Consider the following 21764-nt stretch of genomic DNA (forward strand, 5'->3'; position numbering starts at 1 on the left):
CATGGACAAGGGCATCTATCTGGATAACAACGCCACCACCATGGTGGCCCCCGAGGTGGTGGAGGCGATGCTGCCTTTCTTCACCGAACAGTTCGGCAATCCCTCCTCGCTGCACCAGTTCGGCAACCAGGTGGGGCGGGCGTTGAAGGCGGCGCGCAAACAGGTGCAGGCGCTGCTCGGCGCGGAGCATGACTCGGAGATCATCTTCACCTCCTGCGGTACCGAATCCGACTCCACCGCGATCCTCTCCGCGCTCAAGGCGCAGCCGGAACGCCGCGAGATCATCACCAGCGTGGTGGAGCACCCGGCGATACTCACGCTCTGCCAGTACCTGGAGAAGGACGGCTATACCGTGCACTACCTGAAGGTGGACAAGCGCGGGCGGCTGGATCTGCAGGAGTACGCCCGGCTGCTGTCGGACCAGGTGGCCGTGGTCTCCATCATGTGGGCCAACAATGAGAGCGGGACCCTGTTCCCGGTGGAAGAGATGGCCGAGATGGCCCGCGCCGCCGGGGTGATGTTTCACACCGACGCGGTGCAGGCGGTGGGCAAGCTGCCTATCAATCTGCAGGAGAGCTGTATCGACATGCTGTCGCTGTCGGGCCACAAGCTGCATGCCCCCAAAGGGATCGGGGTGCTCTACCTGCGCCGTGGTGTGCGTTTCCGCCCGCTGCTGCGCGGCGGCCACCAGGAGCGTGGGCGGCGTGCCGGCACCGAAAACGCCGCCTCCATCGTCGCCCTGGGCAAGGCCTGCGAGATGGCCGGCGAGGCGCTGGCCTACGAGGAGCGTGTCGTGCGCTCGCTGCGCGACCGCCTGGAGCAGGGGATTCTCGAACAGGTCTCCCACTGCTTCGTCACCGGCGATCCGGAAAACCGCTTGCCGAATACCTGCAATATCGCCTTCGAATTTATCGAGGGCGAGGCCATCCTGCTGCTGCTCAACAAGATGGGCATCGCCGCCTCCAGCGGTTCCGCCTGCACCTCGGGCTCGCTGGAGCCGTCGCATGTGATGCGCGCCATGGATATCCCCTTTACCGCGGCCCACGGCTCGGTGCGCTTCTCCTTCTCCCGCTATAACACCATGGAGGAGGTCGAGCGGGTGATCGCGGCGGTGCCACTGATTGTCGAGCGGCTGCGAAAACTCTCCCCCTACTGGAATGGCGATGCGCCGGCCGACGAACCCGGGCAGGAATTTGCACCAACATACGCCTGATAACAAAGACCGTGCACCCGAATGTGACCGGGTGACCCGGCGGTTGACCCGAACCCCATCTTTTGCCGCAACTCCGTTGCGGCATTTTTTGGTTCCAGGGATGGAGTTGTGCCGCGGAGGCCGTGGATGGCCGTAGAGGCAACCCCCCGTGGTTGACCTATCGGCCGGTGGCCGACGGGTCCGGGCAGGCACAGGGGCCTGCCCCTACGGGGGCGGTACAGAATCCGGCGCAAGGGTCAATGAACGGAAGGTCAGGATGGTCGTAGGGGCAACCCCCCGTGGTTGCCCGGTCGGCCGGTGGCCGATGGTTCGGGCAGGCACAGGGGCCTGCCCCTACGGGGGGTCGCACAGAATCCGGCGCAAGGGTCAATGAACGGAAGGCCGGTGAGTGTCGTAGGGGCAACCCCCCGTGGTTGCCCGCCCCCGTGGTTGCCCGGTCGGCCGGTGGCCGACGGGTCCGGGCAGACACAGGGGCCTGCCCCTACGGGGGCCAGAAAATTATGAGAACCCGGGCGGCCCTGTCCGGTTTGCGACAATCGCCCCAAACCCTACATAAATTGCTGTTTCAGACAAAACTATCTTGTTGAAAAAGTGGGGGTATTTCGGCTGGCACACTGTTTGCACTAGCTCCTGGTAAAGGAGAGATCCATGCATACACAGACAGCGAACATCACGATCAACGACACCACCCTGCGGGATGGCGAGCAGTCTGCCGGCGTTGCCTTCACCCTGGAGGAGAAACTGGCCATCGCCTGTGCATTGGATGAACTGGGCGTGCCCGAACTTGAGGTGGGCATCCCGGCCATGGGTCAAGAGGAGCGCGATTCCATCCGCGCGGTCGCCGAGGTGGTGCTGCATGCGCAGCTGATGGTCTGGTGCCGGATGCACAGCCAGGACATTGCCCAGTGCCGTGACCTGGGGGTGCGGCGGGTCGATCTCTCCATCCCGGTCTCCGATCAACAGATCTACCACAAGCTCGGGCGCAGTCGGGAATGGCTGCTGGAGCAGATCGTCCGTTGCACCGGCGAGGCGCAGGAGCTGGGCCTGGAGGTGTGCGTCGGTGGCGAGGACGCCTCGCGTGCCGATCCCGAGTTCCTCTGGCAGGTGGTGGAGGTGGCCGAGCAGGCCGGCGCGGCCCGGTTCCGCTTTGCCGATACCCTGGGCATCATGGAGCCGTTCCAGGTGTGCGAAACCATTGCCGATCTGCGGCGCATCTGCGACCTGGAGATCGAGATGCATGCCCATGATGATCTCGGTCTGGCCACGGCCAATACCCTGGCGGCGATCCGCGGCGGGGCCAGCCATGTCAACACCACGGTGCACGGCCTGGGCGAGCGCGCCGGCAATGCCCCCCTGGAAGAGGTGGTCATGGGGCTGCGGCGCTTTTTCGAGCAGGGACGGGAGATCGACATGGCGCACTTTTCCGCCGTCTCGCAACTGGTGGAGCTGGCCTCCGGGCGCAGTGTCGGCTGGCACAAGAGTCTGGTCGGGGCCGGTGTCTTCACCCACGAGGCGGGTATCCATGTGGATGGCCTGATCAAGGACCGGCGCAACTACCAGGGGATCGATCCAGCCGAACTGGGGCGCGAGCACCAGATTGTGCTGGGCAAGCACTCCGGCAGCCACGCGGTGATCCAGGCCTACGCCGATATGAGCATCCACCTGACCCGCCAGCAGGCGGAGTCCCTGCTGCTGCTGGTCAGGCGCTACACCGTCCTGCACAAGCGGCCACCGGCGGATCAGGAACTGCGCCAGTTCTATTTCGACGTCAATCAGGCCCACAAGGAGCGGCGGCCACAATGAACAGCAGCGAACTGATCAACCCGGCGATGCTCCGGACCACCGGACACTCGGTCTGGCGCAGCATCGGCGAGGATATCTCCTGCGTCTTTGAACGCGACCCGGCGGCCCGCACCCGCCTGGAGATCATCACCACCTATCCGGGGGTGCACGCCATCATGCTCTACCGCGTCGCCCATCGCCTGTGGCGGCGCGGCTGGCGCTACCTGCCGCGGCTGATCAGCTACGTGGGGCGCATCTGGACCGGTGTCGATATTCATCCGGGTGCCACCATCGGCCGGCGATTCTTTATCGATCACGGGGCCGGCGTGGTGATCGGCGAGACCGCCGAGGTGGGGGACGATGTGACTCTCTATCACGGGGTCACCCTGGGGGGCGTCTCCTGGAGCCGGGGCAAGCGTCACCCCACCCTGGGCGACCAGGTGGTGGTCGGTGCGGGGGCCAAGATTCTCGGGCCCATCCACATTGGCCGCCAGGCGCGCGTCGGCGCCAATTCGGTGGTGATCGCCTCGGTGCCGGAGGGGCGGACGGTAGTCGGTATTCCCGGCAAGGTGGTCGGCCCAAAGCGGGTGACCCCCGCCCGGGGCATCGATCTGGACCACCATATCATTCCCGATCCGGTGGCCGATGCCGTCAACTGCCTGTTGGAGCGCATCGGCCGCCTGGAACAGCAGGTGGGGCTACATGACGACCTGCTGGCGGGCGACCGGCCGGCACAGGGGTGTGACGAGTGTGATGCGAACCAGGTCTGCGAAACGGCGGGCGGGAGCGAATGGAGATGATTATGGACATGCAGGATTTTGAAGCCGGCGAGCTCTACTTCAACGAGCCGCTTACGGATGAGGTGAGCCGGTGTCTGGACTGTGCCGCCGAACAGTATGCCGAGGGCGAGGCCGAGTGGTCGCTGATGCGGGCCTATTTTCTCGAGCCGGAACATCCAATGGTGCTGGTGGCGCTGTACCGCTTTTTCTATTACCAGCACCGGTTGGAAGAGGCCCTGATGGTGGCCGAGCGGGTACTTGCGGTGTTCGCGGAACGGCTCGAATTGCCCGACGACTGGCGCGAGATCACCGAGCTGCGCATCGGCAGCGGGGTGATGATCTCCATGGCCCTGATCCGTTTTTACATGCTGGCGCTGAAGGGGGCCGGTTATCTGGAGTTCCGGCTGGGCCGCTACGACTCGGCCATCGAACGTCTGGAGAAGGTGGCCGAACTGGATAGCCGGGACCGCCTGGGCGCCAAAAGCCTGCTCAGCATCGCGCGCGATGCGCTGGGCAGACGGGTGCCCCGGACCTACCTGGGTGCGACCTGACGGTATGTTGAACCTGAAAGACGCTAAGTGAGGCAGCAATTCTGATTTTGCCCTTCAGCTCGTAGGATGCGGTGAGTAAAACGAACCGCATCAGGAAGCTTGCGCCGTTTCCAGTGATGTTGGTGCGGTTCGCAAGCTCACCGGCACCCTACATCCTAAAGGGTACCAGCTCCCGGAAAGGGAGTGACCCGTCCGGTGTTTGGAACTGAACACCGACACGGGAGCTTGGTAGGGTGGGCACGCTTTTTGTGCCCACGCGGATGCTGCAGACGGGATGACGGCGTGGGCACAGAAGACGTGCCCACCCTACGCGCCGGCTATGCCGGCGGTGGTTAGATTTCAATCGGGAGATAGAAGATGAGTGACAGCGAATTTGATCTGGACCTGGAAGAGCTCAGCAGTGCGGAGGAGTTTCTGGAGTACTTCGGTGTGGCTTACGACCCGGCGGTGGTACAGGTCAACCGGCTGCATATCCTGCAGCGCTTCCACGACTACCTCGATGGCGCGGATGCGATGCCCGCGAGCGACGACGCACGACGCACCCTGTATGCCGGGCTGCTCGACAGCGCCTATAACGATTTTGTCGCCTCGGACGCGCGCACGGAGAAGGTGTTCAAGGTCTTTCGTATGCACCAGCCGTTCAGCGTGGAGGTGCCATTGACTGATCTTTTCAAAAAGGAACCCGCATATGCGTCCAAGATTTGAATATGGCGAGGCGGTGCGAGTGATCCGCAACGTGCGCAACGACGGCACCTATCCCGGCGAGCCGACCGGCCGCCTGTTGGTGCGTCGTGGCAGCGTCGGTTATGTGCGTGATGTCGGTACCTTCCTGCAGGATCAGATTGTCTACTCGGTGGATTTCATCGACAGCCAATGCATGGTGGGTTGCCGGGAGCCGGAGTTGCAGTTGGCCAGCGATCCCTGGGTGCCGACCCGTTTCGAATTCAGGGACAAGGTCACGCCGCGCATGCCGCTGGCCATTCAGGGTGAGGTGATTGCCCGGCCCGGCGATTCCGGCGAAGTGGAAAAGGTCCTGCGCGAGCAGGAGAACGGCCCGGCCTATCATGTCCGTTTCAGTGGCCGTACCCTGCAGGTTCCGGAGTGTGCGCTCGACTTGCTGCAGGGCGAACCCGAGGAGGCCTGATGAGCGGTTCCGACAGGCAACCCGATAGCGGCCCCGCGTTCAGCTACCATCTGCTGCGCAACGCCTTGCACGGTTTCGGCAGGAACCTGGCGCAACTGGCGCCGGAGGAGTATCGCCGGGTGCATGACCAGGCGCTCAAGAGCTTTGACCTGGAGTCGCGGGTACTGGCAGCGGACGAGGCCCGGGGAGTGGTTGTTTCCGGGGCGTTGCTGGATGCCTCGCTGGCGCAGTTGTTGTCGCGCTATGCCAGCCGGGAGGAGTATCTCCAGGACCTGGAGGTCAATAGCCTGGACGAGGCCGGATTGCGTCGCGCCCTGCATCGGGAGCTGCTGTTCGACGCGGTTCTGCAACGGGTCGCCGCCGCCAGCCCCGGGGTCAGCGACCTCGATGTCGGCCTGTTCTACGAGATGCATCGGGAACGCTTCGAGGCCCCGGAACAGCGGGTGGCGCGGCATATCCTGATCACGGTGAATGCCGAATTCCCGGAAAATACCCGCGCCGCGGCCTGCGCCCGGATGGAGCAGCTGGTCGAGAAGTTGTCCGGGCGGGTGAACCGGTTCCCCGATTTCGCCAGGCGTTACTCCGAGTGCCCGACCGCCATGCAGGGGGGCGCGCTGGGTGATGTCAGGCCGGGGCAGCTGTATGCCGAGCTGGACGCCATGCTGTTCAGTATGCAGGCGCGGGAGATCAGCCCGATTATCGAGACGGAGATGGGTTTTCATATCCTGCTGTGTGAAAAGATCAAGCCGGGCAAGCGTGTGTCGCTGGCCCGGGCGCAGGCGCGGATTCGCCAGCTGCTCCAGGAGCGCCACCGGCTCAACCGTCAGAAGGCGTGGCTGGCCGCCTTGCCGGAGCGGGACCCTGCACACCTGAGCGAAACTCCGGCGCCGAGGCCGCTACCCGGGGACCGGCATATCCGGTCATGAGCCGTATTCAACCATGCCCATATTGAATGGCACTGACTCGAATGTAGGCTCAAATGTAGGGTGGGTTAGGCGCGTTGTTTGCGCCGTAACCCACCCTACATTGGATACGAATCCGCTTAAGTCAGTGCCATTCATGCCCGTATTCAAACATGGCAGCGTCACTGCTGCCCGGAGAGGTGAAGCCCGTGAGTCAGCTAAAAGCGCACTGTTCATTCTGTGGTCAGGAGCAGAGTCCGGACCTTCCGCTGATCGCCGGTGAAGAGGGGCACATCTGCGAGGAGTGTGTCCGCCTGGCCTCCCAGGTGGTCGGCAGCTGGGGACGCAAGCGGGCGGCCGCCAAGCCGTTGCAGAACCTGCTCAAGCCGGTCGAACTCAAGGCGCAACTGGACCGCTATATCATCGGTCAGGATCTGGCCAAGGAGACCCTGGCGGTCGCGGTCTATAACCATTTCAAACGGCTGAGCATGGAGCAGGCGGGCCCGAAGATGCCGGTCTGCAACCCGGATGTGGAGATCGAAAAATCCAACATCCTGCTGCTCGGCCCCTCCGGCACCGGCAAGACCCTGCTGGCCAGTACCCTGGCGCGTATCGTCGGCGTGCCCATCGTGATTGCCGATGCCACCACCCTGACCCAGGCCGGTTATGTGGGGGATGACGTGGAGAGTATCCTGGCACGCCTGGTGGACAGCGCCGAGGGTAACCTGGAGCTGGCGGAGTGGGGGATCGTCTACATCGACGAGATCGACAAGCTGGCCCGTGCCGGCGAGTCATCCCACGGCACCCGCGACGTCTCCGGCGAGGGAGTGCAGCAGGCGTTGCTGAAACTGGTGGAAGGCGCCCGGGTCAAGCTGAGTGCCAACGGGGCGAAGGGGCAGGGGGGCGATCTGCTGCTGGATACCCGCCATATCCTGTTCATCGCCGGCGGCGCCTTTGCCGGGATGGAGGGCCTGCTGGAGAAACGCCTGGGCAGCGGTGGCGGGGGGATCGGTTTCCATGCCGAACCCGCGGCCGCCGGCCCGGGGTATGACCCGTCCTGCCTGTTCGAGCAGGTACAGCCGGACGATCTGCGCCATTTCGGCCTGATTCCCGAGTTCATCGGCCGCTTTCCCGTCATCACGGCACTGCATGACCTGGATGAGTCGGCGCTGCTGCGGATTCTCACCGAACCGCGCAACGCCCTGATCCGCCAGTACCAGCGGCTGTTCGAGTACGAGGGGGTCGCGCTGGAGTTTACCGCGGAGGCGTTGCGCCTGATCGCCCGCCAGGCGATCGAACGCGGCACCGGGGCGCGCGGACTGCGGGCTGTCCTGGAGGGGCTGTTGCGCAGGATCATGTATGAAATACCGTCGATCCCCGGCGTCACCGGGTGCCGGGTGGATGAACAGGTGGTACTGGGAACCGGGGAGCCCACCCTTGTCGCGGATCCGGATATCCCCAGGGAGCTGGTCGGGGAGGCCGCGGGGCGCTGATCCCGGGTGGCTTCTTCCCAAGGATGGCGGGGCGTGGCGATCCGCGCTCCGTTTGCCGCCCGTACCGCCGACCGCCGTTCTGTCCAGACCGCCGGCTCTATTCCATCCGCTGCGCAATCGGCGTATAAGGGCGCCATGAAAATTCCTAAAAGAATCCAGCCCTTGGTCGACGACGGCCTGGTGGATGAGGTGATCCGCCCGCTGATGAGCGGCAAGGAGGCCGCCGTCTATGTGGTGCGATGCGGTGGCGAAACCCGTTGTGCCAAGGTATACAAGGAGGCGGACAAACGCAGCTTCAAGCAGGCGGCGCAATACCAGGAGGGCCGCAAGGTGCGCAATAGCCGCCGCGCCCGGGCGATGGAGAAGGGCTCCCGGTTCGGCCGCGATGAACAGGAGCGGATCTGGCAGAGTGCCGAGGTGGATGCGCTCTATTGCCTGGCGCGTGCCGGGGTACGTGTCCCGCAACCCTTTGGCTGCTTCGACGGCGTCCTGCTGATGGAGCTGATAACCGATCATGAGGGGCAGGTGGCGCCGCGCCTGAACGATCTGTCGATGTCCGCGGCGGAGGCGCGGGAGGGCCATGCGATCATCATGCGCTACGTGGTGCGCATGCTCTGTGCCGGACTGGTACACGGTGATCTGTCGGAATTCAATGTCCTGGTGGATGCGTCCGGTCCGGTGATTATCGACCTGCCGCAGGCGGTGAATGCGGCGGCCAACAACAACGCCCAGGGGATGCTGGAACGGGATGTGAACAGCATCACCGGCTACTACGCCCGGTACGCCCCCGACTTGCTGGAGAGCCAGTACGCCAAAGAGATCTGGGCACTGTACGAAAATGGCCGGTTACACCCGGAGGTGCCGCTCACCGGCCGCTTCGAGGCGTCCGAGCAGATCGCCGATGTGGTTGCCGTACTGGATGAAATCAACGCGGCACGGGTCGAGGAGCAATCCCGCCGGGAACGCCTGCGCGAGGCGGGTTGATTACGACTCCCGGATCGCGGATGCGTAGCCGGTCGGGCGAGCTTGTAGCACCGTAACCCAACAAAATCCGAGTTCGTAGGGTGGGTTAGCGGCGCATAGGCACCCCACTTCCAGACCACGACAATAGCCGGGCGCCGCGTAACCCACCGTTTTCCCAACCCGCCGCGACCGCCACAAAAACAGGTCATATGACCTGATTGAAGCGCCCCCCTGTGGCATATCACACGATCAAAAACTCTATATTTATCAAATTGATGGTTATCAGAAACGATTGACGGTTATCAATGTCCAGCGGTTTCGCCAGTCGGTAGATTAACCCTCAACCTGTGTTGATGCGGCCACCGAACCTCCCTCTATGCGTAAGTCAGATCCTCTCCTGTCGCTCTTCGCCCTGTTGGCGGGGCTGTTCCTGTGGACGCTGGCCGGCAGCACGCGCTCCCCGCAGGTGGCGGCGGAGCGGCTCGACCCTGTCCGGCGGCTGGTGAGCGAGCTGGGCCTGAGCGATCCGGCGCTGTTTACCGAGGCCCGCTACACCCGGCACCTCTCCCAGGCCGACCTGCACTCGGCCTTCCAGGATCACCCGATGGCGCTGGAGCACTTCCCCAGCGGCTCGCTGCTGGCGCCGCCACGCCCGGGGGCTCACGGGAGGGGCGAGTGATGGGATGGCTGCGGCGCCAGCGCTACCTGCTGGATTTCATCCTCGCCTCGCTGCTGCGGCGCAAGGGCAAGAACCTGGGCCTGCTGCTGGTCTACAGCCTGATCGTCTTCATGCTCGCCTCGGTGATGCTGTTCACCCATGCCCTGAAGCGGGAGATGGGGCTGGTGCTGCAGGCGTCGCCGGAGATCATCCTGCAGCGCATCGAGGCCGGCCGCCATGCCCTGATCCCGGAGGATTATTTGCAAAAGATCGGGCGCCTGCGCGGGGTGACGGCACGCAAGGGGCGGCTGTGGGGCTATTTCTACGATCCGGCGGTGCGGGCCAACTACACCCTGATGGTGGCGCCGGAGAGGCGGCTGGCGGATAGCGAGGTGATCATCGGCAGCGCCATCGCCCGCACCCGGGGCATCGGCCCGGGGGACTACCTCACCTTCCGCGCCCACGACGGGGAGGCCTACAGTTTCCGGGTCAGGGAGCTGCTGGCGAGCGATACGGAGCTGTTCAGCGCCGACCTGGTGCTGATGTCGGAACGCGCCTTCCGGATCAGCCAGGGCGTCACCGAGGGCTGGTACACCGATATCGTGCTGTCGGTGAGCAACCCCCTGGAGCTGGAGAAGATCGCCGAGAAGCTCACCCTGCGCCTGCCGGACACCCGGCCGATCCTGCGCGAGGAGATCCTGCGCACCTACGACGCCATCTTCTCCTGGCGCCAGGGGATCCTGTTCGTGCTGCTGCTGGGAGCGATCCTGGCATTTGTCATCTTCGCCTGGGACAAGGCCTCGGGCCTGAGCGCGGAGGAGCGACGCGAGATCGGCATCCTCAAGGCGGTCGGCTGGGAGACCGGCGATGTGCTGCGGATGAAGTTCTGGGAGGGTGCCATCCTCTCCCTGATGGCGTTCCTGCTCGGCTACCTGCTGGCCTACCTGCATGTGTTCCACGCCTCGGCCAGCCTGTTCGAACCGGTGCTGAAGGGCTGGGCGGTGCTCTACCCCGCCTTTCGCCTCACCCCGGTGATCGATGGACTGCAGGTCGCCACGCTGTTTTTCTTCAGCGTGTTTCCCTACGTGGTGGCCACCATCATTCCGATCTGGCAGGTGTCGGTGACCGATCCCGATGCGGTGATGAGGTAGGCCCATGCGCATTGTCCTGGAGGATGTACACAAGGTGTTCAACCAGGGGCGCCCCAACGCCCACGAGGCGATCCGCGGCGTCTCCCTGAGCATCGAGCCGAACCGGGTCACCTGTCTCAAGGGGGCCAGCGGATCGGGCAAGAGCACCCTGCTCTCCATGATCGGCTGCCTGTCGCGGCCCACCGCGGGGCGTATTCACCTGGGCGAGCGCCTGCTCTCCGGCCTGCCGGAGCGCTTTCTCACCGATATCCGCCGTCACACCTTCGGCTTCATCTTCCAGCAGTTCAACCTGATCAGCGGCCTGAGCGTGCTGGAGAACATCATGCTGCCGGCCTATCCCCTGGCGCCCGACCACCGCCAACTCACCGCCACGGCGAGCGCGCTGCTGGACCGCTTCGGCCTGGCGCACAAGGCGCGCAACCCGGTGCAGTGGCTGTCCGGCGGCGAGGCGCAACGGGTCGCCATCTGCCGCGCCCTGATCAATGATCCGCGGATTCTGATCGCCGACGAGCCGACCGCCAATCTCGACACCCGGCTCTCCCGCGACTTCATGGAACAGATCCGCCGGCTGCGCGAGTCCGGCCGGACGGTGCTGATCACCAGCCACGACCCGGTGGTGTTCGACTCACCGGTGGTGGAGCGGGTGATCGAGCTGTGCGACGGCCGGGTGGTGGGAGGCTGACCATGCTGCTCAACCCGGCCATCATGGCGCTGATCCTGGTCTCCGGCGTGGTGCTGTCGATGCTGCTGCTCGCCGCCGGTTTCGCCATTCAACTGCTGCGCCACTGGGATATCAGCAGCGGCAGCGAACGGCAACTGCGGCTGGAGCGGCGTACCTACCTGATCTCCACCCTGTTGGCCTGGGCGTTCGCCGCCGAGCTGGTGTCGCTGCTGCTGTTCGTCTACAACGCCGAGGCGATGTCGGGCCAGTTTGTCGGCGCCATGTGCGCCACCGGGGTGTTGAACGTCAATGCCTGGGGCTGGCCGACGCTGCTGCTGAAGATCGCCATTTTCTTCAGCGGCGCCAGCTGGCTGATCCTGAATGCGCTGGACAACCGCGGCTATGACTACCCGCTGGTCCGCCTCAAGTACCGCCTGCTGTTGCTGATCGTGCCCCTGGTGGCAGTGGAGAGCGGGCTGCAGCTGCGCTATTTCCTGGAACTGCGCCCGGATGTCATCACCTCCTGTTGCGGCTCGCTGTTCTCCGCCAATGCACGGGGCGTGGCCGGGGAGGTGGCCGCGCTCTCCCCTGCGCTGGCGGTGTGGGGCCTGGCGATGTCCGGGGTGCTGGTGCTCGCCGCCGGCCTGCGCTTCCAGCGCACCCGCCGCGGTGGTCCGCTGTTCGGCCTGCTGGCGCTGCTGGCGTTCGGCATCGCCCTGGCGGCCATCGTGTCGGTGATCTCCCCCTACATCTACGCCCACCCCGAGCATCACTGCCCGTTCTGCATCCTCAAGTCCGGGCACGGCTTTGCCGGCTATCTGCTCTATATCCCGCTGTTCGCCGCCACCGCCTGGGCCCTGGGGGTGGCGGTGGTGGCGCCCTGGCGGCACATCCCCAGCCTGGACGCGGCGGTGGCGGACGGCGCGAGCCGGCTGGTGCGCCGCTCGCTGGGCATGTTCCTGCTGTTCTATCTGGCGGCCGGCTGGTTCGTCTACAGCTCGCCCCTGGTGATGCAGGGGGTGTGGTGGTGACGCGCTGGTTGCCGTGGCTGCTGTGGCCGCTGTTGCTGACCGCCTGTGATGCCACGGACCGCCCACTGGCTATCGGACAGGAGGTGCCCGCTGTCGATCTGGTGCGGTTCGCGGGAGGGACCGTGCAGTTTCCGGTTGCCTATCGGGGGCGCGTGCTGCTGATCCATTTTTGGGCCGACTGGTGTGCGCTCTGCCGGGAGGAGCTGCAGGAATCCGAACCGCTCTACCGGCGCTACCGCGACCGGGGGCTGGAGGTCCTAGCCATCAATCTGCAGCAGCCTCGTGAAACGGTCCGCTCCTACTTGGCAGGTCTGGATATCAGTTACCCGGTATTGCTCGATAGCGGTGGCGAAATGTCCAGGCGCTACGGCGTCTCGGCGCTGCCGGTTATCTATCTCCTCGACCGGCGTGGCCGATTGCATGCGCGGATGCTGGGTGGCGCGTCCCCGGATCAGCTGGAACGACTCGTCAGGAGTCTGCTGTAAACGTATCAAGGGCCGGTCCGACCTGCGGTTTGGGTCCGGCGTTGTCAGATAACACCGCAGAGTTAGCGATTGATAGGGAGAGACGTAATGTGTGAAGAGAAGATGCTGGATCGACGTGGCGTGTTGAAACTGCTGGCGGTGGCCGGTCTCGGCAGCCTGGCGGGGCCGGTGGTTGCCGGTCCCGGTGTCGGCGCCATGGTGCCGGGCAAAGGTTGGGTGAAAGCGTCCGGCGAGGCGTGTCAGGGGGACGGCACGCCGCTGCAGTTTATCCCGAAGAGGGCGCCGGATGCCGATCCGCTGGAGAACGAACTGGAGAAGTATCCCGCCTGCCCCTACTGCGGGATGAACCGCACCCAATGGCAGCACAGTCGCCACCTGGTCCAATACGACGACGACCTGGTGGACGGCACCTGCTCCATCCACTGCCTGGCCATCAGCCTGTCGCTCAATCTGGATCGCGGTCCCAAGGCGATCTATGCCGCTGATTTTGGTGCGGCCGATAAAGTCAAACCGTTGGTCAATGTGGATACGGCGACTTATCTGCTCGGCTCAAAACTCAAGGGCACCATGACTGCGAGTAGCAAGATGGCATTCGCTTCGGCGGAGGCGGCGCGCGCGGCCCAGGCGGAGCAGGGCGGGGAGTTGACCTCGTTCGACGAAGGGCTGAAGGCGGCCTACCTTGGCATGGCGCAGGATACGCTGATGATTCGCAAGCGCCGGGCAGAGAAAGTCAGGAAGATGATGCAGATGAAAAAGAGTGGCGGCTGAAGCGTAAGCCCGCGGCGGCCGGTTGTGACCGGCTGCCGCGCTAACCGGTATGTGGGGAAGTGACATGAAGTGGACGTCGAGAATTCTGGTAAGCGTGCTCCTGCTGCTGGGTGTGCCGCCCGTGTTGTCGGGGCCGGTGGAGATAGCGCCGCCCCGGGCGGACGACACCTGCCCGGTGTGCGGCATGTTCGTCGCCAAGTATCCGGCCTGGGTGGCCAGCGTGCGCTATCGCGACGGCCACCTGCACCATTTCGATGGCGCCAAGGACCTGTTCAAGTATCTGCTGGACCTGGCACGCTGGGCACCGGGACACCGCAGCGAGGAGATCGACACCATCGGTGTGACCGAGTACTACACCCTGGGTCGCATCGATGCCGGGTCGGCCTGGTTCGTGATCGGCTCGGACGTGCTCGGTCCCATGGGGCACGAGCTGATCCCGCTGGAGACCCGGGAGGACGCCGAGGAGTTCCTGCGTGATCACCGCGGGGTTAGGATCCTGCGCCGGAACGAGGTGACGGCGGAGCTGCTGGAGAGGCTTGACCACGGGGTGTTCGAGTAGGGCTGGCGCGGCAGGGGAAGGCGGGCGCGGTCGAATCCGGCCGCGGTGCCGGCTACCGGGGCAGGGCGGCGTAGAGCCCGGTCACCTCGTTCATCTGCAGCAGGATCTTGTCCAGCATGCGCACCGCCAGCCCCGGCACGAACTCGTTCTCGCCCATGCGGTTGCTCAGGTTGTAGAGGTCCCAGTTCTGTCTCACCTGGGCGAGGATCCGGCCGATCTCCGGGGTGTTCTCGTTGGCGTTGCTCAGCTCCTGCAGGGCGTTGTCGAACTGCTCGGTGGCGGTCCGGTAGTCCTGGCGGTAGAGCTCATGGTCGAACTTCCAGCTCATCAGCATGTAGAGGTTGCCCATGCGCTGGCTGAGCATGCGCTGGCGGCCGGCGATATTGACCAGGTGGCCCTGCTGGGTGCCGGACTGGTCGGCCAGGATCAGCACCACCTGGTGGGCGGCCGCCAGCAGCTGTTCGGCATTGGCCCTCAGCTCCTCGGCCTTCTCCCGCTGTACCGGTCCGCTGGCGATGGTCTTGACCGGTTTCCAGAGCTTCTCCACCAGGGCGAGTCCACGCTGGGTCTCCGGGTCCTGGCTGAACTCCTTGAGCATGTTGAGCTGCTGTTCGAACAGGATGATCGACCCCTTGAGGTGACCCTTGGCCACCCGGTAGCGGACATCCTGTCCCATCTGCAGGTAGGACTTGACGATGCGCTGGCTGAGCATACGCTGGCGCCCGGCGATATTGATCGCCTCGGCCAGGTTGATCTCCGTGGCGGCCTGGGCCAGCGGCAGCTGGCACAGCAGGATCAGCAGTCCGTATACCACGGTCCGTACGCCTTTCATGATCATCTATCTGACTCCCCGGATTGGTTCCGAATTAAATTTATATCGCCTTCCCGTACGGCAGCGCAAGTCGTGACGGGCTTACGCCAGCGTACGGTTGCCGGTTCTGCGCGGTCGGTCACCCTGGCGACGCCCCGTCAGTTGCCGTACCGCTGGGTCAGATGGGCAATGGTGGCCGTGATGCGCATCAAAAGCTGCTGCTTATTCCTGGACGGCCATCACCTTAGCGTCCGCAAATGCCCATCCCTGAGCCGTTTGTCGTTATAAAAGGGATTTCCGCCGCCGGGCGCGGATTCTATCAAGCGGATGGCGACGCTCTGGCCGCTTGGTGTTAAAATGTCCCATTTTTTCCCGGCGGAGATGGCTGACATGTTCAGTAAAGATATGCAGATCGGTGGTTATGATGATGAGCTTTGGGCGGCGATCCAGGCGGAGGAGATCCGGCAGGAGGAGCATATAGAGCTGATCGCCTCGGAGAACTACACCAGCCCTCGAGTGATGCAGGCCCAGGGCAGCGTGCTGACCAATAAGTATGCCGAAGGCTATCCCGGCAAGCGCTACTACGGTGGCTGCGAGCATGTCGATATCGCCGAGCAGCTGGCCATCGACCGCGCCAAGGCGCTGTTCGGCGCCGACTACGCCAACGTCCAGCCGCACTCCGGTTCCCAGGCCAACGCCGCCGTCTACATGGCCCTGTGCGAGCCGGGCGACACGGTACTCGGCATGAGCCTGGCCCACGGCGGCCACCTGACCCACGGCGCCAAGCCCAATTTCTCCGGCAAGCTCTACAACGCCGTCCAGTACGGACTCGATGCGGCCACCGGCGAGATCGACTACGCCGAGGTGGAGCGCCTGGCCCGCGAGCACAAGCCGAAGATGATCGTGGCCGGCTTCTCCGCCTACTCGCGGGTGGTCGACTGGCAGCGCTTCCGCGCCATCGCCGACGAGGTGGGCGCCTACCTGTTTGTCGACATGGCCCACGTCGCCGGGCTGATCGCCGCAGGCCTCTACCCGAGCCCGGTGCAGATCGCCGATGTCACCACCACCACCACCCACAAGACCCTGCGCGGTCCGCGCGGCGGCCTGATCCTGGCCAAGGCCAACCCGGAGATCGAGAAGAAGCTCAACTCGCTGGTCTTCCCCGGCACCCAGGGCGGCCCGCTGATGCACGTGATCGCCGCCAAGGCGGTGGCCTTCAAGGAGGCGATGGAACCCGAGTTCAAGGCCTATCAGCAGCAGGTGATCGACAACGCCCAGGCGATGGCCAGCGTATTCATCGAACGCGGCTACGACGTGGTCTCCGGCGGCACCAACGACCACCTGTTCCTGGTCAGCTTCATCCAGGCGGGCATCACCGGCAAGGACGTGGATGCCTGGCTGGGGGAGGCCAATATCACGGTCAACAAGAACACCGTGCCCAATGATCCCCAGTCGCCCTTCGTCACCAGCGGCATCCGCGTCGGCACCCCGGCCCTGACCACCCGCGGCGTCGGCGAGGCCGAGGCCAGGACCCTGGCCGGCTGGATGTGCGATGTGATCGATGCCCGCGGCGACCAGGCGGCCATCGACCGGGTCAAGGCCCAGGTGCTGGATCTGTGCAAGCGGCATCCGGTCTATCGGTAAGCGTGCGCCCGGACCAAGGGCGAATGCTCCGCTGTCATTGCAAGGCGGAGCCGATGTGGATGTAGGGTGGGTTAGGCGCGCCCTGCGCAGGGGGTGGCCGTTTGCATGGTACCGTACGCGCACCGTAACCCACCGTTTGGCAGGTTGAGGTGGATTGAAAAAACGGTGGGTTACGCGGCGCCCGGGTATTGTCGTAGTCTCAAAGCGGGGTGCCTGTGCGCCGCTAACCCACCCTACGCAACCGGGCAAATCTGCAATCAATGGCCCAGGGCCAAGTTTTTCATGCGCTTTCTGGAAAGATCAGGTTAAATCATGCGATGCCCTTTCTGCGGTGCCCAGGATACCAAGGTGGTGGATTCCCGACTGTTCGGGGATGGGGACCAGGTGCGTCGACGGCGTGAATGCGCCATCTGCAAGGAGCGCTTCACCACCTACGAAACGGCGGAACTGACCTTGCCGATGCTGATCAAGCAGGACGGTAGCCGGGTGCCGTTCGACGGCCGCAAGCTCGCCTCCGGCATGTCCCGCGCCCTGGAGAAACGCCCGGTCAGCGCCGAGCAGGTGGAGGAGGCGATCAGCCACATCCGCCGCAAGCTGCTGGCCCATGGCGAGCGCGAGGTGCCATCGCGGCAGATTGGCGAGTGGGTGATGGAGGAGCTGCGGGCCCTGGACCAGGTGGCCTATGTGCGCTTCGCCTCGGTGTATCGCAGTTTCGAGGACGTAAACGCCTTCCGCGAGGAGATCGAACGGCTGGAGAAACAGCTGCCGCCGGACGTGCGCCGCGATCAGCTGGACCTGCTCAACGGCAACAAAGACGATGACGGCTAAAGATCATAGCTACATGGCCCGGGCCATCCGCCTGGCCGAACAGGGACTCTACACCACCCATCCCAACCCCCGGGTCGGCTGTGTGCTGGTGCGGGACGGCGTGATCGTCGGCGAAGGCTTTCACCGCCGCGCCGGAGAACCCCATGCCGAACGCAACGCCCTGGCCAAGGCCGGCGAGCGGGCGCGCGGCGCCACCGCCTACGTGACCCTGGAGCCGTGCTGCCATCACGGCCGCACCGCGCCCTGCAGCGACGGCCTGATCGAGGCCGGGGTGGCGCGGGTGGTGGTGGCCATGACCGACCCCAATCCACGGGTGGCCGGCCAAGGCATCGCCCAGCTGCAGGCGGCCGGCATCCGGGTCGACCAGGGGGTGATGACGGCCCAGGCGCAGGCCCTCAACCCCGGTTTTATCGCCCGCATGAGTCGGGGCCGGCCCTTTGTGCGCTGCAAGCTGGCCATGAGCCTGGACGGGCGTACCGCCATGGCCAGCGGCGAGAGCAAGTGGATTACCGGCGAGGCGGCGCGGCTGGACGTGCAGCGGCTGCGCGCGCGCAGCGACGCCATCATCACCGGGATCGGCACGGTGCGGGCCGATGACCCCTCGATGAACGTGCGCCTGAGTGCCGCCGAACTGCCGGGGGTGGCCTCGGACGACTACCTGCTGCAGCCGCTGCGGGTGGTGCTGGATCCCGACCTGCAGATGTCCCCCGCTGCGCGGATGCTGAATCTGCCGGGGCCGACCCTGGTGGTCAGTACCACCGATGATGAGAGCAGAAGGCGGGCGTTGGAGGCGGCCGGGGCCGAGGTGATCCAGCTGCCGCGTCGCGGACTGGGCATCGACCTGGAGCGGCTGATGGAGACTCTGGCCCAGCGCGGCATCAACGAGGTGCTGATCGAATCCGGCCCCACCCTGGCAGGCGCGGCGGTGGCGGCCGGGGTGGTGGATCAGCTGACCATCTACGCGGCACCGATCCTGATGGGCAGCGATGCCCGGGGGCTGCTCAATCTGCCGGCCCTGACCGAGATGAAACACCGCATCGCCCTGGAGATCGAGGACCTGCGCATGGTTGGGTCCGATCTGCGCATCCGGGTGAAACCCACACGAACCATCAAGGCGGGCAACTGATGTTTACAGGCATTATCCAGGCCGTCGGCACCCTGGCCGGCCGTGAACCCCGTGGTGGTGACCTGCGCCTGGCCATTCGCGCTGACCGGTTGCCGCTGGCCGATGTGCAACTCGGCGACAGCATCGCCACCAACGGGATCTGTCTGACGGTGATCGAACTGACCGGCGACGGTTACCTGGCCGACGTCTCGCGCGAGACCCTGGCGCTGAGCACCCTGTCCGAGCTGGCGGTGGGCAGCCGGGTCAACCTGGAGAAGGCGCTGACCCTGAGCACCCCGCTGGGCGGCCACCTGGTGAGCGGCCACGTGGACGGGGTGGGGACCATCCTGGAGCGCCGCGAAGAGGCCCGCTCGATCCGTTTTTGGGTGGAGGCGCCGCCGGCGCTGGCCCGCTATATCGCCCACAAGGGCTCGATCTGCGTCGACGGCGCCAGCCTCACGGTGAACGCGGTGGACGGCCACCGCTTCGATCTGAATATCGTCCCCCACACCCGGCAGGAGACCATCACCGCCGACTACCGCCCGGGCAGCCGGGTCAATCTGGAGGTGGACCTGGTGGCGCGCTACCTGGAGCGGCTGCTGCTGGGCGAGCGGGCGGCGCAGCCGGCCACGCCCGAATCCGGTGTGACGATGGCGTTGCTGGCGGAGCGGGGTTTTTTGCGCTAGCCGGGGCGCCGTGGCTTTGGGATTGGATTTGGGGGTTTGGTTCGTATGTTGGAAGTGAGCCCGGGAACCCCAACGGGGTTTCATGCGTGTGCGCCATGATGTTGGGGTTCGTTCCTCACCCCAACCTACGGGCTGGCGCCTCGCAAATGGGGAGCAGACCCTATATGAGGCGTGGTACAAGGATGTACCGTTTACGGGGGTGAGGACGGCATAAGCTCAGCGCATCCGCCGATCAGATTTTTAATGTCTTGGGAGATTCCCCCGGCTTTGTTACACTTTTCCGCTGTTTTCGGTGCTTTGAGGCACGGTAGTAATTATGGCTTTTAATACGACAGAAGAGATTATCGAGGATCTGCGCCAGGGCAAGATGGTGATCATCATGGATGATGAGGACCGCGAGAACGAGGGTGACCTGCTGATGGCCGCCGAGGCGGTGACGCCCGAGGCGATCAACTTTATGGCCCGTTACGGGCGCGGGCTGATCTGCCTGACCCTGACCAAGGAGCGCTGCCAGCAGTTGCGGTTGCCGCTGATGGTGGGGGTCAATGAGTCCCAGCACGCCACCAACTTCACCGTCTCCATCGAGGCGGCCGAGGGGGTTACCACCGGCATCTCCGCGGCGGATCGCGCCACCACGGTGCTGGCGGCGGTGAAGGAGCAGGCGATGCCCCAGGACCTGGTGCAGCCTGGCCACATCTTCCCGCTGATGGCCCAGCCCGGCGGCGTGCTGGTGCGCGCCGGACACACCGAGGCCGGCTGCGACCTGGCCCGGCTGGCCGGTTTCAGCCCGGCGGCGGCGATTGTCGAGATCCTCAACGAGGACGGCAGCATGGCGCGCCGGCCCGACCTGGAGAAGTTTGCCGAGCAGCACGACCTGAAGATCGGCACCATCGCCGACCTGATCCACTACCGGGTCAGTAATGAAAAGACCATCGAACGGGTCAGCGAGTGCACCCTGCCAACCGAGTATGGCGATTTCCGCCTGGTGGCCTATCAGGATTGTGTCGACCCCGAACTGCATCTGGCCCTGGTGATGGGCGAGGTGGCCCCGAGCCAGCCGGTGCTGGTGCGGGTACACATGCAGAACACCCTGTGCGACCTGTTCTCGACCAGTCATCCCGGTTGCAGCTGGCCGCTGAATAACGCGATGAAACAGATCGCCAAGGCGGGTTCGGGTATCATCGTGGTGCTGCGCAACCACGACACCACCCGGGACATGATCCAGCGCATGCGCGAGTTCCAGTACCACGACAAGGAGCCGCAGAACATCCCGGCCGGGGACTCCAAGCGCCATCTGCGCACCTACGGTATCGGCGCGCAGATCCTGTGCGACCTGGGGGTGCAGAAGATGCGCGTGCTGAGCGCGCCCAAGAGCCTGCATGCCATCTCCGGCTTCGACCTGGAGATTGTCGAGTATGTGGCCTGTGAATAGGCCAGACCCGGTCGCCCTGTTACATAATCCAATCGGGAAGCTTCCCGCACTAAAAGGTCGTATGAAGAGATGGCTATAAAAACCATAGAGGGTTCGCTGACGGTACAAAACGCGCGTTTCTGCCTGGTGGTGGCACGCTTCAACAGTTTTGTCGTCGAGAGTCTGCTGGACGGGGCGATCGACGCCCTGAAGCGTCACGGTGCCAGTGACGCCGATATCACCGTGGTGCGGGTACCCGGCGCCTTCGAGATGCCGCTGGTGCTGGAACGGCTGGCGGCCAAAGGCGGTTATGACGCCATCGTCGCGCTGGGCGCGGTGATCCGCGGCGGCACCCCGCACTTCGACTTTGTCGCCGGCGAGTGCGTCAAGGGCATGGCCCAGGTGACTCTCAAACACCAGCTGCCGATCGCCTTCGGCGTACTCACGGTGGATACCATCGAGCAGGCGATCGAGCGCGCCGGCACCAAGGCCGGCAACAAGGGAGCGGAAGCAGCCATGTCCGCCATCGAGATGGTCAACGTCCTGCGCCAGCTCGACTGAATGAGCATCGACTGAATGAGCAAAAAACGAAGCCAGGCCAGACACAACGCGGTACAGGCCATCTACCAGTGGCAGGTCGCGGGGCAGGATATCAAGGATATCCGCAATCAGTTTGTGGCCGATCGCAAGCCGGGAAGTTTTGAACTGGACTACTTCGAGGCCCTGCTGCACGGCGTACCGGCCCACCTGGATGAGCTGGATGAATTGCTCGGGCCCTATCTCGACCGTTCCATCGAGAGCGTCGATCCGGTGGAGCGGGCGATCCTGCGTCTCGGCGCCTTCGAGCTGCGTTACCAGTTGGAGGTCCCCTACAAGGTGATCATCAACGAGTCGATCGAGCTCTCCAAGGTGTTCGGCGCCGAGCAGGGTCACAAGTATGTCAACGGCGTGCTGGACAAGCTGGCGCGTCAGCTGCGTTCGGGCGAGCTGAAGAAGTAGCCTGGCGGGCATGGCCCGCCCTATACACTAAGTGTGGCTTTCAATAGCCGTTTAGTTATCCCGGGCCGGTTAGTAAGGAACCACGGATGGACACAGATTCACACCGATAGGAGCTCAGAATTCTGAATCCGTGTTTATCT

At 64.6% G+C, this 21764-nt stretch carries 24 protein-coding genes; 23 read left to right on the forward strand and 1 reads right to left on the reverse strand.

Annotated elements, in window-relative coordinates; translation table 11 throughout:
* Window position 1 precedes the first annotated feature (1 nt).
* From nifS to O9K64_RS15220, 16 genes are all read left to right on the forward strand, one after another.
* Window positions 2–1213, forward strand: coding sequence for a cysteine desulfurase NifS (nifS, locus tag O9K64_RS15145; RefSeq protein ID WP_275098922.1), 1212 nt, complete (start codon window positions 2–4; stop codon window positions 1211–1213).
* A gap of 648 nt (window positions 1214–1861) precedes the next feature.
* On the forward strand, window positions 1862–3016 hold the full coding sequence (nifV, locus tag O9K64_RS15150) for a homocitrate synthase (protein WP_275098923.1): 1155 nt from the start codon (window positions 1862–1864) through the stop codon (window positions 3014–3016).
* Window positions 3013–3795 carry a serine O-acetyltransferase gene (cysE, locus tag O9K64_RS15155; RefSeq protein WP_335342304.1) on the forward strand — a complete coding sequence of 261 codons (783 nt, stop codon included), beginning with the start codon at window positions 3013–3015 and terminating at the stop codon, window positions 3793–3795. The genes nifV and cysE overlap by 4 nt, the downstream gene beginning before the upstream one ends.
* Window positions 3796–3797: 2 nt before the next feature.
* The gene (locus O9K64_RS15160; protein ID WP_275098925.1) at window positions 3798–4325 is read left to right on the forward strand and encodes a hypothetical protein; all 528 of its coding nucleotides are present in this window, start codon (window positions 3798–3800) and stop codon (window positions 4323–4325) included.
* 357 nt (window positions 4326–4682) lie between these two features.
* A complete protein-coding gene (gene nifW / locus O9K64_RS15165) occupies window positions 4683–5030 on the forward strand; it encodes a nitrogenase-stabilizing/protective protein NifW (protein ID WP_275098926.1) in 348 nt (115 codons plus the stop codon).
* Window positions 5014–5469 carry a nitrogen fixation protein NifZ gene (locus tag O9K64_RS15170; RefSeq protein ID WP_275098927.1) on the forward strand — a complete coding sequence of 152 codons (456 nt, stop codon included), beginning with the start codon at window positions 5014–5016 and terminating at the stop codon, window positions 5467–5469. The genes nifW and O9K64_RS15170 overlap by 17 nt, the downstream gene beginning before the upstream one ends.
* Window positions 5469–6395 carry a nitrogen fixation protein NifM gene (nifM, locus tag O9K64_RS15175; RefSeq protein WP_275098928.1) on the forward strand — a complete coding sequence of 309 codons (927 nt, stop codon included), beginning with the start codon at window positions 5469–5471 and terminating at the stop codon, window positions 6393–6395. Before O9K64_RS15170 ends, nifM begins: the two co-directional genes overlap by 1 nt.
* 149 nt (window positions 6396–6544) lie before the next feature.
* A complete protein-coding gene (gene clpX, locus O9K64_RS15180; RefSeq protein WP_275098929.1) occupies window positions 6545–7864 on the forward strand; it encodes an ATP-dependent Clp protease ATP-binding subunit ClpX in 1320 nt (439 codons plus the stop codon).
* Window positions 7865–7999: 135 nt separating this feature from the next.
* Complete coding sequence (locus O9K64_RS15185) at window positions 8000–8848, forward strand: PA4780 family RIO1-like protein kinase (RefSeq protein ID WP_275098930.1); 849 nt, start codon at window positions 8000–8002, stop codon at window positions 8846–8848.
* A gap of 355 nt (window positions 8849–9203) precedes the next feature.
* Window positions 9204–9506 carry a hypothetical protein gene (locus O9K64_RS15190; RefSeq protein ID WP_275098931.1) on the forward strand — a complete coding sequence of 101 codons (303 nt, stop codon included), beginning with the start codon at window positions 9204–9206 and terminating at the stop codon, window positions 9504–9506.
* The gene (locus tag O9K64_RS15195) at window positions 9506–10636 is read left to right on the forward strand and encodes an ABC transporter permease (protein ID WP_305793159.1); all 1131 of its coding nucleotides are present in this window, start codon (window positions 9506–9508) and stop codon (window positions 10634–10636) included. The genes O9K64_RS15190 and O9K64_RS15195 overlap by 1 nt, the downstream gene beginning before the upstream one ends.
* Before the next feature lie 4 nt (window positions 10637–10640).
* Window positions 10641–11318: an ABC transporter ATP-binding protein gene (locus O9K64_RS15200; RefSeq protein ID WP_275098933.1), complete on the forward strand. Its 678-nt coding sequence runs from the start codon at window positions 10641–10643 to the stop codon at window positions 11316–11318.
* A gap of 2 nt (window positions 11319–11320) precedes the next feature.
* Window positions 11321–12328: a hypothetical protein gene (locus O9K64_RS15205; RefSeq protein ID WP_275098934.1), complete on the forward strand. Its 1008-nt coding sequence runs from the start codon at window positions 11321–11323 to the stop codon at window positions 12326–12328.
* Window positions 12325–12813, forward strand: coding sequence for a TlpA family protein disulfide reductase (locus O9K64_RS15210; protein ID WP_275098935.1), 489 nt, complete (start codon window positions 12325–12327; stop codon window positions 12811–12813). The genes O9K64_RS15205 and O9K64_RS15210 overlap by 4 nt, the downstream gene beginning before the upstream one ends.
* 87 nt (window positions 12814–12900) lie before the next feature.
* Complete coding sequence (locus O9K64_RS15215; protein WP_275098936.1) at window positions 12901–13581, forward strand: nitrous oxide reductase accessory protein NosL; 681 nt, start codon at window positions 12901–12903, stop codon at window positions 13579–13581.
* Between the two features lie 64 nt (window positions 13582–13645).
* Window positions 13646–14140, forward strand: coding sequence for a nitrous oxide reductase accessory protein NosL (locus O9K64_RS15220; protein ID WP_275098937.1), 495 nt, complete (start codon window positions 13646–13648; stop codon window positions 14138–14140).
* 52 nt (window positions 14141–14192) lie between these two features.
* On the opposite strand, the gene O9K64_RS15225 is transcribed toward O9K64_RS15220, so the two are convergent.
* Window positions 14193–14978, reverse strand: a complete 786-nt coding sequence (locus tag O9K64_RS15225) for a type IV pili methyl-accepting chemotaxis transducer N-terminal domain-containing protein (protein WP_275098938.1) — start codon at window positions 14976–14978, stop codon at window positions 14193–14195.
* A 363-nt stretch (window positions 14979–15341) separates the two neighbouring features.
* Here O9K64_RS15225 and glyA point away from each other — a divergent pair, with 363 nt between their 5' ends.
* From glyA to nusB, 7 genes are all read left to right on the forward strand, one after another.
* On the forward strand, window positions 15342–16595 hold the full coding sequence (gene glyA / locus O9K64_RS15230; RefSeq protein ID WP_275098939.1) for a serine hydroxymethyltransferase: 1254 nt from the start codon (window positions 15342–15344) through the stop codon (window positions 16593–16595).
* A 312-nt stretch (window positions 16596–16907) separates the two neighbouring features.
* Window positions 16908–17423, forward strand: coding sequence for a transcriptional regulator NrdR (gene nrdR / locus O9K64_RS15235; RefSeq protein ID WP_275098940.1), 516 nt, complete (start codon window positions 16908–16910; stop codon window positions 17421–17423).
* The gene (ribD, locus tag O9K64_RS15240) at window positions 17413–18549 is read left to right on the forward strand and encodes a bifunctional diaminohydroxyphosphoribosylaminopyrimidine deaminase/5-amino-6-(5-phosphoribosylamino)uracil reductase RibD (RefSeq protein WP_275098941.1); all 1137 of its coding nucleotides are present in this window, start codon (window positions 17413–17415) and stop codon (window positions 18547–18549) included. The genes nrdR and ribD overlap by 11 nt, the downstream gene beginning before the upstream one ends.
* On the forward strand, window positions 18549–19214 hold the full coding sequence (locus O9K64_RS15245; protein WP_275098942.1) for a riboflavin synthase: 666 nt from the start codon (window positions 18549–18551) through the stop codon (window positions 19212–19214). The genes ribD and O9K64_RS15245 overlap by 1 nt, the downstream gene beginning before the upstream one ends.
* A gap of 316 nt (window positions 19215–19530) precedes the next feature.
* The gene (ribBA, locus tag O9K64_RS15250) at window positions 19531–20646 is read left to right on the forward strand and encodes a bifunctional 3,4-dihydroxy-2-butanone-4-phosphate synthase/GTP cyclohydrolase II (protein WP_275098943.1); all 1116 of its coding nucleotides are present in this window, start codon (window positions 19531–19533) and stop codon (window positions 20644–20646) included.
* Window positions 20647–20715: 69 nt separating this feature from the next.
* Window positions 20716–21186, forward strand: coding sequence for a 6,7-dimethyl-8-ribityllumazine synthase (gene ribE, locus O9K64_RS15255; protein ID WP_275098944.1), 471 nt, complete (start codon window positions 20716–20718; stop codon window positions 21184–21186).
* A 15-nt stretch (window positions 21187–21201) separates the two neighbouring features.
* Window positions 21202–21624, forward strand: coding sequence for a transcription antitermination factor NusB (nusB, locus tag O9K64_RS15260; RefSeq protein WP_275098945.1), 423 nt, complete (start codon window positions 21202–21204; stop codon window positions 21622–21624).
* Window positions 21625–21764: the final 140 nt, after the last annotated feature.

The organism is Sedimenticola hydrogenitrophicus (assembly GCF_029017505.1).
GTDB lineage: Bacteria > Pseudomonadota > Gammaproteobacteria > Chromatiales > Chromatiaceae > Sedimenticola > Sedimenticola hydrogenitrophicus_A.